Source organism: Pseudomonas sp. GW458-11-26-14-LB4 (assembly GCF_059423925.1).
The window spans coordinates 257,909-269,903 of record NZ_JBWKYU010000004.1 but is presented as its reverse complement, the minus strand read 5'-3'; the positions used below and the strand labels follow the sequence as shown (position 1 = coordinate 269,903).

Genomic DNA, 11,995 nt, shown 5'->3' with positions numbered 1-11,995 from the left:
TCAGGGCCGCATGAAGCCGTAGTCCTGATCGTCGTCGAGGTTTTCCGCCAGAAAACGCAACTCGTCGGCCAGGTCTTCGGCATTGCGCACCGCCTTGCTCTGCTGCACCACCGCACTGAGCAAGGCGCGCAGGCTCAGGCCCGGATCGAATCCCACCTCCTGCGCCATCTCCAGACTCTGCCGGGTTTCCTGCCTCGCCCACTCGTACACGCTCATGCCGCTGCTCCTGAAGGGATTTGGCCGAGCATGAAATGCCGCGCGCAGAGTCGATTTGATGTGGATCAAGACTTGGGATCGTCGTCCTTCCACGGCGCCGAAAGGTAGCGTGTGCGGTTGAAGGTCTCCAGCCATTCCGGGCAGAACACCACCAACGCGCTGACCACCATGCCGTTGATGAAGGCTTCGGGAAAAATCAGCAACCACAGGTAACCGATGAAATCCTCCAGCCATTCCGGCATGGCAAAGAGGCCGTCGTACCAGAGCAACGTCAGACTCAGCGTCAGACACAACAACGCCGATAGCGCGGCGGCGAAAAAACCGGAACAGAAGATGTACACGAACGGATTGCGCGGCTGGGCGCGCTCGACCAGGATTGCCACGCATTCGGTGATCAGCACCGGCAACAGGATCAGCAAGGCGCCATTGACCCCGACGGCCACCAGGTCCTGACGCCCCAACAGCACCAGTCCCAGTTGCGCCACCAGTCCGCCGACGATCGCCAGCGGCCAGTCCAGCAGCAGCGTCACAGCCGTCATGCCGATGAAGTGGTAGGACACGCCGGTGTCGAAATCCCTGCGCACCAGCCACAGCAGAAACAACGCGAATACCGTGCCGAACAGCAAATGCTGACGGCGGTTATCGCTGAACAGCTCGACCCACGGTGCGCGGACAATCGCCCAGAGCAGCACCGGCAGGTAAATCAACCATCCCAGCAGCAGGCTCGCAGACGACAGCAGCTCGGCGCCGATCATGGGCGAGCCTGCTCCAGCGCCTCACGTAGTTCAGCCGCCTGGGTGTATTCGTGCCGGGCCAGCAAACGCCCGTCCTTGAGCTGCAGCCAGAGCACCGCGCCTTCGGCCCCGGGGTAGCGCGAGGCCACGCGACTTTCGCGATCAAGCAACACTCGATAGCTGTAATCACGCATCGCCGGAACGGCGAACATCTTCGCGATCAGCGCCGGCATGCGCTGGATATCGGCGACAAACACCGCGTGCCGCGCCTCCAGATAGCCCTTGGGCTGATCGGCCATGGCTTGCTTGAGCAGTTTCGCACCGTCCATGTCACGCGCCACCAACAGCGTCGTAGTGCGGTCATCGAGAGTAAACGGCTGATCGTACTGGTCCAGCAGCGTCCAGGGTGCCAGTCGCTCACCTATTTCCAGCGCATGGGCCCATAGCGGAACGACAGCGAACAACAACAGCCAGCGAAATTTCACATTCAGCCCCTTTCATTCGACGTTAATACACGGTGCCCTCAGTCTACACCGCCCCTCCCGACTGCCCACTGATGCACTTTGCCGCGCGAACGCTTTCTGCTTGTCGCAATTGAACGCTAAGCTAGGGCCTATGGATGACTCAGATTATTTACGCCTGCTGACCATCGCGGCCGAGCAAGCCAACGCATTCCTGTCCAATGCCCGCAAATGGGAGCGTGAGCGTTGGGTCTGCCAGCGCCTGCTGCAAGGCTTGAACATTCCTTATCGCGCCGACGAATTCGCCCCGGCCGGTGAGCCGCCGGACGTTTTGTTTCGCGACGCCAATTTCGAGGTGTTTTTCGTCCTCGACGAAGGTCGTCGGCTGAACGACGAATGGCGCGATGAGCTGCAACGTCGGCGCAGTGCGTTTTCCCTCAGCCAACTGGTGAGGCGTGAAGCCAAGCCGCGGCGGATTCCGGCCAATGAATTTCTGCTGAGACTGGCGCCGACCTTGCGCAAGAAAGCGCACAACTACAAGGAACGCGGCATGGATCTCGGCGAGCTGGACATCATTGCCTTCGCCAGCCTCAAACGCGAAGTGCTCGACCTCAACAGCCATTTTCCGCCGCCCACCGAATATTTGCGTCAGGGCTGGCGTTCGCTGTCGCTGGTCGGGCCGACCTTTGCCCGGGTGTTGTTCGCCCATCCCGATGCCCCGGACTTTCTGCGCGGTAACCTGGGGCGCAGCATCGTGTTCGATGTCGGGATCAGCCTGTGACGCCACTTCAACAATTGATTGCCGATGTTCCGCAGACCGGATGCGTGCGCTGGATTGGCGTGCGCCCCGAGTCACGGGGGCCGATGCTTGCGCTCGATGCGGTGGAGGCGCGGCTTGAAGCCGGGCTCACTGGCGATCACGCTCGTCCCGGGGTGCGCAATGCGCGGCAGGTGACGCTGATTCAGTGGGAGCATCTGGCCGTGATCAGCGCCCTGATGGGCCGGTCGGCCGAACAACCGGTCACGCCTGAAGATCTGCGGCGCAATCTCGTTATAAGCGGGATCAACCTGTTCAGCCTCAAGGGGCGGCGCTTTCGCATTGGTCAGGCGATTTTCGAAACCACGGGCTGGTGCCAGCCGTGTGCGCGCCTGCAAAACAACCTTGGCCCCGGAACATTCCAGGCCGTGCGCGGGCATGGCGGAATCACCGCACGAGTGTTACAAAGCGGGATCATTCGCCTCGGGGACAGTGTGTCTGTCGAACCGGTCCCGGACAGTGGCTATGCTGCGTTCAATCCCGGTTGAAAACCGCTGTAGCGTGTTCTCATTCAGTAACGTCTACCTGACGAGGCCTTTATGACCAGCCGCCTGAACCCCGAAGACCAGAAGCATGTCGAAGAGTACCTGCAGTTGTCCCAACACCGTGTCGAGCGCCGGCCATTCCGGCCGTGGATGCTCCTGGTGCTGGTGCTGGCAGTGACTATTGGTCTGGGCCTGTTGAGCCGACTTATCAGTTACCTGACGCTATGAGCTGCATCGCGCTCGCTCGGGTAGCCGTACCGATTTCCTTTCAAAACCTTGCGAGCTATCCCTATGTCCCATCGTATTGTCATTGTCGGCGGCGGCGCCGGCGGTCTGGAGTTGGCTACCCGTCTGGGTAAGACTCTGGGCAAACGCGGCACCGCCAGCATCATGCTGGTTGACGCGAACCTCACGCACATCTGGAAACCGCTGTTGCACGAAGTGGCCGCCGGATCGCTGAACTCTTCCGAAGACGAACTCAACTATGTCGCCCAGGCCAAATGGAACCACTTCGAGTTCCAGCTGGGGCGCATGAGCGGGCTCGATCGTGAGCAGAAGAAGATCCAGCTGGCTGCCACCTACGACGAAAACGGCGTTGAGCTGGTTCCGGCGCGGGAAGTGCCCTATGACTCGCTGGTGATCGCGGTCGGCAGCACCACCAACGATTTCGGCACCCAGGGCGCCGCGCAACACTGCCTGTTCCTCGACACCCGCAAACAGGCCGAGCGCTTCCACCAGCAACTGCTCAATCACTATCTGCGTGCTCACGCCGGGCAGACCGATGTGGTCCAGCAGATCAGCGTGGCCATCGTTGGCGCCGGCGCCACGGGTGTCGAACTGGCGGCCGAGCTGCACAACGCCGCCCATGAACTGGCGGCTTACGGTCTGGACCGAATCAAACCGGAAAACATGCACATCACCCTGATCGAAGCCGGGCCACGGGTGCTGCCAGCCCTGCCTGAGCGCATCAGCGGGCCGGTGCACAAGACTCTGGAGAAACTCGGGGTCAACGTGATGACCAACGCGTCGGTCAGTCAGGTCACCGCCGACAGCCTGATCACCGCCGATGGCAACGAGATCAAGGCCAGTCTGAAAGTCTGGGCCGCCGGGATCCGCGCACCGGGTTTCCTCAAGGACATCGACGGTCTGGAAACCAACCGCATCAATCAGCTGCAAGTGCTGCCGACGCTGCAGACCACCCGCGACGAAAACATTTTCGCCTTCGGTGACTGCGCCGCCTGCCCGCAACCGGGCTCGGATCGCAACGTTCCACCTCGGGCCCAGGCCGCGCATCAACAGGCCTCGCTGCTGGCCAAGTCGCTGAAACTGCGCATCGAAGGCAAGACCCTGCCGGAGTACAAGTACACCGACTACGGCTCGCTGATTTCGCTGTCGCGTTTTTCGGCGGTGGGTAACCTGATGGGCAACCTGACCGGCAGCGTGATGCTTGAGGGCTGGCTGGCGCGGATGTTTTACGTGTCGCTGTACCGCATGCACCAGATGGCGCTGTACGGGCCGTTCCGCACGGCGATGCTGATGCTGGGCAGCAAGATCGGACGCGGCACCGAGCCACGCCTGAAGCTGCACTGATGTAATAACACCGTGGGGGCGGGCTCGCCCTCACGGTGTTTTGTCTTCTACTGTATCTGCCCCCTGCTTTCCCCACCTTCGCTTACAAACGTCCCGCTCCTCGACACAGACGCGATACACCGCCACCGCTTAATGGCCACACCCGAGCACAACTGCTCCGGCTTGATCGCCCTTAACGTGTGGTTGCGCAGTGCAACCGAAGGAGAATGCAATGTCCCGTACTTCGAAAATCGGCAAAAACTCCCTTGGCCTGGTCGGTGCCGTACTGGCCGGCGGCCTGATGCTGTCCGGCTCGGTGTTCGCCGCGCAACCGCTGGCCCAGGGCTACATGGTTGCCTCGGCTGAAACCTCGGTGAAAACCCCGGAAGGCAAATGCGGTGAAGGCAAATGCGGCGATGCGTCGATGGCCAAGACCGACACCGATGGCGACGGCAAGGTCTCGCGCGCCGAGTTCCTGAAGGTCGCGCCGAAGTCCGACTTCGACAAGATCGACACCAACCACGACGGCTTCATCGACGAGCAAGAGGCGTACAACAACGTCAAGGCCAATTTCGAAGCCAATGGCAAGAAAATGCCGAAAGGCTTGTTCGAACACCTGAAAGACCAGGATGGTGCCTGATTTTCAGCCTGCCCGACAAAACAAGCCGCGCGATCTCTGACGAGAAGCGCGGCTTTTTCACGCCTGCACTGATTACAGCTGGAAGCGCCGCACCATGCCCTGCAGGGCGTTGGCCAGTTGCGACAGTTCATGGCTGGATGCGTTGGTTTGATCGGCACCCGCCGCCGAGCGCACCGACAGATCGCGAATGTTCACCAGATTGCGGTCCACTTCCCGCGCCACCTGCGCCTGTTCTTCGGCGGCGCTGGCGATCACCAGATTGCGCTCGTGGATTTCGTGTACCGAGGCCGTGATCGTCTGCAACGCTTCACCAGCCCGCTCGGCCAGCACCAGCGTGGTGGCCGCCCGCGAGGCGCTGGCCTGCATCGACTCCAGCGCCAGGCTCGAACCGTTGCGCATGCCCTGCACCATCTGCTCGATTTCCTGGGTCGATTGCTGCGTGCGATAAGCCAGCGCCCGGACTTCATCGGCAACTACCGCAAATCCGCGCCCGCTCTCCCCGGCCCTCGCCGCTTCGATGGCTGCGTTGAGCGCCAGCAGGTTGGTCTGTTCGGCGATCGCTCGGATCACGTCCAGCACTTTGCCGATGTTTTGCGACTGATTGGCCAGTGATTGCACCAGCTCGCCGGTGTGCTCGACTTCGCTGGCCAGGGCGTTGATAGCGCCGGCGGTTTCGCTGACCCGTTCCTGGCCCAACTGTGCCGACTCGCTGGACTGGCGGGTAGCGTCGGACGTCGACACCGCATTGCGGGCAACTTCCTCGACCGCCGTGGTCATCTCGTTGACGGCGGTGGCGGCCTGTTCGATCTCGTTGTTCTGCTGTTGCAGCCCTTGCGTGCTGTCGTGGGTGACTGCGCTCAGTTCGTCGGAAGCGGTCGCCAGTTGCGTGGCCGAGCCACTGATGCCCTGCAGGGTTTCGCGCAGGTTCTGCTGCATGGTCGCCAACGCCTTGAGCAAGCGGCTGACTTCATCATTGCCGTGGGTTTCGATCGGACGGGTCAGATCGCCTCTGGCGACGTGCTCGGCAGCGTCGACGGCGGCGCTCAAGGGGCGAACGATGCTACGGGTCAGCAACATGGCCAGGGCCACGGTTGCCAACGCCGCCAGAGCGATGAACAAGGTCACGATGGTGCGCGAGGTTTCGTAGTGGGCGGCAGAGTTCTGGCTTTCGGCGGCGACCTGGCGGGCGAACAGATCGGCCAGGTCATTGAGTTGTTTGCCGGAGCCGTCGACCACGGTTTTCATGTCGACCAGCAGCAGCTTGGTCAGCTCGTCGCGCTTGCCTTGCTCGGCAAGGGTGAATGACTGAGCGATGCCGGTGCGGTAGGCAGCAAAGGTCTTCTTGAACTGATCGTACAACTGCTGCCCTTCCGGGGTGGTTACCAGTCGGTCGTAGGCGGCGATTTTCTCGCTCAGTTCCTTGTCGCGGGTGTCCATCTGGCTGCGGTAGGTGGCGATGTTGGCCGGATCCTGATCCAGCGCCATGCGCAGGGAAATGGTGCGAATGCGCAACATGATTTCGCGGATCTCGTCGCCGCCGCGAATGCTCGGCAGCCACTGCGTCTCTACCGCCACTTCGCTGTCGCGGATGCTCGACATCTGCCCCAGCGCAAACACCCCGAGCAACGCCACGAGCACCGCAATCAGGGCAAAGCCCAGGGCGGCACGGGGAGCAATATTCAACTGACGAAGCAACATGACGAACGCCCTTTTTCTTGTATTGGCAGAATTCAGGAGCGCTTGATGCGGCAGGCCCCTTTCGTTAGCGGGCTATCGGCAAGTTGTATGACGACTTGAATGAAACATTTCCGCAGGGCAAAAAAAATCCCCGTATCTTTCGATACGAGGATTTTTAATATGGTCGGGGTAGGGGGATTCGAACTCCCGACATCCTGCTCCCAAAGCAGGCGCGCTACCGGACTGCGCTATACCCCGGTAAAAAAAAGGCGACCTTTCAAAGATCGCCTTCTTCGATCAGCGCTTTTGGCCTCTGATCTTAAGATTCGATCCCAGTATTACCTGGTTTCAAAAATGGTGGGTCGTGTGGGATTCGAACCTACGACCAATTGGTTAAAAGCCAACTGCTCTACCAACTGAGCTAACGACCCAAAAATGGTCGGGGTAAGGGGATTCGAACTCCTGACATCCTGCTCCCAAAGCAGGCGCGCTACCGGACTGCGCTATACCCCGGTTTGAAATTGGCTCCGTGACCAGGACTCGAACCTGGGACCCAATGATTAACAGTCATTTGCTCTACCGACTGAGCTATCACGGAACTACATATTTCAATTTACAACGGTGAAACTTGCAGCTTCTCGACATCGTTTTCGCATCGCTGCGTTCGTGTGTCTGAGGCGCGCTATTCTACAACCTAGAACACCTCTGTCAACCCCCTAAATTGCTTTCAAGTTAATGATTTGCAACTTATTTCAGATTTCTGCCCAGTGAGCTGAAACCGTGTTGGTGACTGACTGCGGGGCGCACTTTACAAGCCTTTTCCTTTGAGTTCAACAGCCTGGCGAAAAAAAAGGCCTCGCATTGCGAGGCCTTGATTACTTCACCACCGTCGAGCGTCAGTTGAACGTGATCTCGTCGTTCTCCACCACACCGGTCGCAGTCTCGCCCGGCATGAAGCGTCCCGACAGGATCAACTGCGCCAACGGGTTCTCGATCCAGCGCTGGATCGCCCGCTTCAGCGGCCGTGCGCCGTAGACCGGGTCGTAACCGACGGCAATCAGCTTGTCCATCGCTTCCGGGCTCAGTTCCAGCTTCAGCTCGCGCTCGGCCAGACGGCTGCGCAGACGGCCCAGCTGGATCTCGGTAATGCCCGCGATCTGATCCCGCGCCAATGGCTCGAAGATCACCACTTCGTCGACCCGGTTGATGAACTCCGGACGGAAGTGGGTGGAAATCGCATCCATCACCGCTGCCCGTTGCGCTTCACGATCACCGACCAGTTCCTGGATCTGCATCGAACCGAGGTTGGAGGTCATGACGATCACGGTATTGCGGAAGTCCACCGTGCGGCCATGACTGTCGGTCAGACGGCCATCCTCCAACACTTGCAGCAGGATGTTGAAAACGTCCGGGTGCGCCTTCTCGACTTCGTCCAGCAGGATCACCGAGTAAGGCTTGCGCCGTACCGCTTCGGTCAGGTAACCGCCCTCTTCGTAGCCCACATAGCCCGGTGGTGCACCGATCAGCCGCGCCACGGAATGTTTCTCCATGAACTCGGACATGTCGATCCGCACCATCGCCTCTTCAGTGTCGAAGAGGAATTCGGCCAGCGCCTTGCACAGCTCGGTTTTACCGACACCGGTCGGGCCGAGGAACATGAACGAGCCGCTCGGGCGATTCGGGTCGGATAACCCGGCACGGGAGCGCCGCACCGCGTTGGCCACGGCAACCACTGCTTCGTCCTGGCCGATCACGCGTTGATGCAACAGGCTTTCCATCTTCATCAGCTTGTCGCGCTCGCCTTCGAGCATTTTCGACACCGGAATACCGGTCCACTTCGAAACGACTTCGGCGATTTCCTCTTCGGTCACCTTGCTGCGCAGCAACTGGTTTTCGCTCTTGCCGTGCTGGTCGACCATTTGCAGGCTGCGTTCCAGATCCGGGATCACCCCGTACTGCAACTCGGCCATGCGGTTCAGGTCGCCTTTACGGCGCGCGGCTTCCAGTTCCTGACGGGACTGTTCGATCTTCTGCTGAATCTGTGCAGAACCCTGCACCTCGGCTTTTTCCGAGCTCCAGATTTCTTCCAGATCCGAATACTCACGCTCGTGGCGGACGATTTCTTCCTGGAGTTTTTCCAGGCGCTTGATCGCCGCTTCGTCGCTTTCTTTCTTCAGTGCCTGGGATTCGACTTTCAGTTGAATCAGGCGCCGCTCCAGACGATCCAGCACTTCCGGCTTGGAGTCGATCTCCATGCGGATGCGGCTGGCCGCCTCGTCGATCAGGTCGATCGCCTTGTCCGGCAGTTGCCGGTCAGTGATGTAGCGATGGCTGAGCTTGGCTGCCGCGATGATCGCGCCGTCAGTGATCGCCACCTTGTGGTGAACCTCGTAACGCTCCTTGAGGCCACGCAGGATCGCGATGGTGTCTTCTTCGCTCGGCTCGTCCACCAGCACTTTCTGGAAGCGCCGCTCGAGGGCCGCGTCCTTCTCTATATATTGGCGGTACTCGTTGAGCGTGGTCGCGCCGACGCAATGCAGCTCACCACGGGCCAGGGCCGGTTTGAGCATGTTGCCGGCGTCCATCGAGCCTTCGCCTTTACCGGCGCCGACCATGGTGTGCAGTTCGTCGATGAACAGAATGATCTGCCCTTCCTGCTTCGACAGCTCGTTGAGCAGCGCTTTCAGGCGCTCTTCGAACTCGCCGCGATACTTGGCGCCGGCAATCAGCGCACCCATATCGAGAGACAGCAGGCGTTTGCCACGCAGGCCGTCCGGCACTTCACCGTTGATGATGCGCTGGGCCAGCCCTTCGGCAATCGCGGTTTTACCCACGCCAGGTTCGCCGATCAGCACCGGATTGTTCTTGGTGCGGCGCTGCAGGACCTGAATGGTGCGACGGATTTCATCGTCACGGCCGATCACCGGGTCAAGCTTGCCTTCTTCGGCGCGCTTGGTCAGGTCGACGGTGTATTTATCCAGCGCCTGACGCGACTCTTCGTGGTTGGCGTCGTTGACCGCCTCGCCACCGCGCAGGTTGTTGATCGCATTCTCCAGCGCCTTCTTGCTCACGCCCTGGCCGAGCAGCAACTTGCCGAGCTTGCTGTTCTCGTCCATCGCGGCGAGCAGCACCAGCTCGCTGGAAATGAACTGGTCGCCCTTCTGCTGGGCCAGACGGTCGGCCTGATTGAGCAGACGCGCCAGATCCTGCGACATGTTCACGTCGCCGGTCGGGTTCTGGATTTTCGGTAATTGATCGAGCTCTTTGGTCAGCTCTTTACGCAAGCTGTTGACGTCGAAGCCCACCTGCATCAACAGGGGTTTGATCGAACCACCCTGTTGTTCAAGCATGGCTTGCATCAAATGCGCCGGCTCGATGGCAGGATGATCGTGGCCGACAGCCAGGGATTGGGCATCGGACAACGCCAACTGCAATTTGCTGGTTAAACGGTCTATACGCATGGGTCACCTTCCTTTTGAGCAGGCCGGACCTAAAAAACCATCCTGAATAAAGAAACCTGCCAGATACCGCTATAGATGCGGTCGATTCTGGAAGATTCAAGCGTCAGGGAGTTGATGCAGATCAGAGAGTTTAGCGGGTAAGCCAGACTAAAGAGGCGAAGCGACCAGTGCGAGGCGCACGGCGATAGGAAAAGAAGCGCGGATCGGTCACTGTACAGAAACCGCCACCATAAACAGCGGTGACACCGCGGACCGCCAGACGCAGCCGCGCCAGCTTATAGATGTCAGCCATGAACTTGCCGGCGTTGTGGCTCGGGACAAAGGCTGTCTCGGCTTCGGGCAATTGATTGATGAAGACTTCCCGGACTTCCGGGCCGACTTCAAAGGCTTGCGGGCCGATGGCCGGGCCGAGCCAGACCAGAACGTCTTCGGCGGGCACGTCCAGACTGTCGAGGGTGGCCTCCAGTACGCCGGCCGCCAATCCACGCCAACCGGCATGAGCCGCCGCGACGCGAGTACCGGCACGGTCGCAGAACAGCGCCGGCAGGCAGTCGGCGGTCATCGCCGCACACGCGATACCGGGTGTTGCCGTCCAGCTGGCATCTGCCGTGGCCACCACGGACGGATCAGCATGCGCCACGGCAATCCCGTGCACTTGCTGCAACCAGGCAGGCTTTATAGAGAAGTGTTCGGTCAGGCGCCGACGGTTTTCGACGACGGCCTCGGGACGGTCATCGACATGATCGCCCAGGTTGAGGCTGTCGAACGGCGCCTCGCTGACGCCGCCCTCGCGAGTGGTGACACAGGCCTTGACGCTGGCCGGCGCGGGCCAGTCCGGCGTCAGCCAGTTCATCCGATGAATGCCTCGCGGTCCTGCTTGAGCAGGGTCAGCAGCCATACCAGATCTTCCGGCAGCGGCGATTCCCAGCTCATGCGCTCACCGGTGGTCGGGTGATCCAGCTCAAGGAACCGCGCGTGCAGGGCCTGACGCGGGAAGTGCTTGAGGGATTCGACCATGGTCTGGCTCGCGGCCGGCGGAATGCGGAAACGACCGCCGTACGCCGGGTCGCCGACCAACGGGAAGTTGATGTGCGCCATGTGCACGCGAATCTGGTGAGTACGACCGGTTTCCAGCTTCACCCGTACGTGGGTGTGGGAGCGGAAGCGCTCCAGCACGCGGTAGTGGCTGACGGCCGGCTTGCCGCCTTCCATCACCGCCATGCGCTGGCGCTGCTGGCCGTGACGACCGATCGGGGCGTTGATCTTGCCGCCGGCGGTCACCACGCCGATCACGATGCACTCGTAGATCCGGCTGACGCTGCGGCTTTGCAGCTGCGCGACCAGTTTGGTCTGCGCCTGAATGGTCTTGGCCACCACCATCAGACCGGTGGTGTCCTTGTCCAGACGATGCACGATACCGGCGCGCGGGACATTGATGATGTCCGGAACGTGGTGCAGCAAGGCGTTGAGCAAGGTGCCATCAGTGTGACCGGCAGCCGGGTGCACCACCAGGCCCGCAGGCTTGTTGATCACCAGAATGTCGTCGTCTTCATAGACGATGTCGAGTTCGATGTCCTGAGCGACCCATTCACCCTGGGCCTCCTGCTCGGCAGTCAGCTCAAGGATGGCACCGCCATGAACGATGTCGCGCGGGCGGATGACCGCCCCGTCCACAGTCAGGCGACCTTCTTTGATCCAGGCGGAAAGGCGCGAGCGCGAGTGCTCGGCGAAGAGTTGGGCGGCGACTTGATCGAGGCGTTGGCCGCCCAATTCGGACGGCACCTCTGCGCGAAGTTCAATTTTATCGGACATGCTCGGACTGGGCGTCGGCTACAGCCTTTGGTTTCGGCTGCGCGCTTGTGGTTAAATACGGCGTCTTTTGCCCCGGGGCTTTTCAACGGGGCGCTCATCATAACAGGACGGCCCCGCCCAAGA

At 60.7% G+C, this 11,995-nt stretch carries 12 protein-coding genes and 4 tRNA genes; 5 read left to right on the top strand and 11 right to left on the bottom strand.

Translation table 11 applies throughout. The features are described from left to right. The 3 genes from AC07XZ_RS07995 to AC07XZ_RS07985 form a co-directional block, all read right to left on the bottom strand. Window positions 1–216, bottom strand: a complete 216-nt coding sequence (locus AC07XZ_RS07995) for a hypothetical protein (protein WP_007959584.1) — start codon at window positions 214–216, stop codon at window positions 1–3. 65 nt (window positions 217–281) lie between these two features. Next, window positions 282–971, bottom strand: coding sequence for an energy-coupling factor ABC transporter permease (locus tag AC07XZ_RS07990; protein ID WP_085747732.1), 690 nt, complete (start codon window positions 969–971; stop codon window positions 282–284). Beyond that, window positions 968–1,435 carry an FAD/FMN-containing dehydrogenase gene (locus AC07XZ_RS07985; RefSeq protein ID WP_085689765.1) on the bottom strand — a complete coding sequence of 156 codons (468 nt, stop codon included), beginning with the start codon at window positions 1,433–1,435 and terminating at the stop codon, window positions 968–970. The genes AC07XZ_RS07990 and AC07XZ_RS07985 overlap by 4 nt, the downstream gene beginning before the upstream one ends. A gap of 130 nt (window positions 1,436–1,565) precedes the next feature. Between AC07XZ_RS07985 and AC07XZ_RS07980 the strand changes: the two genes are divergently transcribed. The 5 genes from AC07XZ_RS07980 to AC07XZ_RS07960 all read left to right on the top strand — a co-directional run bounded on the left by AC07XZ_RS07980 (window position 1,566) and on the right by AC07XZ_RS07960 (window position 4,922). Then, window positions 1,566–2,192, top strand: coding sequence for a DUF1780 domain-containing protein (locus tag AC07XZ_RS07980; protein WP_007959580.1), 627 nt, complete (start codon window positions 1,566–1,568; stop codon window positions 2,190–2,192). After that, a complete protein-coding gene (locus AC07XZ_RS07975; RefSeq protein ID WP_102686306.1) occupies window positions 2,189–2,716 on the top strand; it encodes an MOSC domain-containing protein in 528 nt (175 codons plus the stop codon). The genes AC07XZ_RS07980 and AC07XZ_RS07975 overlap by 4 nt, the downstream gene beginning before the upstream one ends. Window positions 2,717–2,767: 51 nt before the next feature. Next, window positions 2,768–2,941, top strand: coding sequence for a DUF3094 family protein (locus AC07XZ_RS07970; protein WP_003228304.1), 174 nt, complete (start codon window positions 2,768–2,770; stop codon window positions 2,939–2,941). Window positions 2,942–3,004: 63 nt separating this feature from the next. Further along, window positions 3,005–4,303 carry an NAD(P)/FAD-dependent oxidoreductase gene (locus AC07XZ_RS07965; RefSeq protein WP_064599500.1) on the top strand — a complete coding sequence of 433 codons (1,299 nt, stop codon included), beginning with the start codon at window positions 3,005–3,007 and terminating at the stop codon, window positions 4,301–4,303. Between the two features lie 211 nt (window positions 4,304–4,514). After that, on the top strand, window positions 4,515–4,922 hold the full coding sequence (locus tag AC07XZ_RS07960; protein WP_007959573.1) for an HvfA family oxazolone/thioamide-modified RiPP metallophore: 408 nt from the start codon (window positions 4,515–4,517) through the stop codon (window positions 4,920–4,922). A 72-nt stretch (window positions 4,923–4,994) separates the two neighbouring features. On the opposite strand, the gene AC07XZ_RS07955 is transcribed toward AC07XZ_RS07960, so the two are convergent. The 8 genes from AC07XZ_RS07955 to rluD all read right to left on the bottom strand — a co-directional run bounded on the left by AC07XZ_RS07955 (window position 4,995) and on the right by rluD (window position 11,872). Then, complete coding sequence (locus tag AC07XZ_RS07955) at window positions 4,995–6,620, bottom strand: methyl-accepting chemotaxis protein (RefSeq protein WP_102686307.1); 1,626 nt, start codon at window positions 6,618–6,620, stop codon at window positions 4,995–4,997. 160 nt (window positions 6,621–6,780) lie between these two features. Further along, window positions 6,781–6,857: transfer RNA gene (locus tag AC07XZ_RS07950), tRNA-Pro, on the bottom strand. 97 nt (window positions 6,858–6,954) lie between these two features. Continuing rightward, window positions 6,955–7,030 (bottom strand) — tRNA-Lys (locus AC07XZ_RS07945). A gap of 5 nt (window positions 7,031–7,035) precedes the next feature. Continuing rightward, window positions 7,036–7,112: transfer RNA gene (locus AC07XZ_RS07940), tRNA-Pro, on the bottom strand. A 9-nt stretch (window positions 7,113–7,121) separates the two neighbouring features. Then, window positions 7,122–7,197 (bottom strand) — tRNA-Asn (locus tag AC07XZ_RS07935). A 298-nt stretch (window positions 7,198–7,495) separates the two neighbouring features. Then, window positions 7,496–10,060 carry an ATP-dependent chaperone ClpB gene (gene clpB / locus AC07XZ_RS07930; RefSeq protein ID WP_102686308.1) on the bottom strand — a complete coding sequence of 855 codons (2,565 nt, stop codon included), beginning with the start codon at window positions 10,058–10,060 and terminating at the stop codon, window positions 7,496–7,498. A 130-nt stretch (window positions 10,061–10,190) separates the two neighbouring features. Then, window positions 10,191–10,913, bottom strand: coding sequence for a peptidoglycan editing factor PgeF (gene pgeF / locus AC07XZ_RS07925; protein ID WP_085747729.1), 723 nt, complete (start codon window positions 10,911–10,913; stop codon window positions 10,191–10,193). Beyond that, window positions 10,910–11,872 carry a 23S rRNA pseudouridine(1911/1915/1917) synthase RluD gene (rluD, locus tag AC07XZ_RS07920; protein ID WP_102686309.1) on the bottom strand — a complete coding sequence of 321 codons (963 nt, stop codon included), beginning with the start codon at window positions 11,870–11,872 and terminating at the stop codon, window positions 10,910–10,912. The genes pgeF and rluD overlap by 4 nt, the downstream gene beginning before the upstream one ends. Window positions 11,873–11,995: the final 123 nt, after the last annotated feature.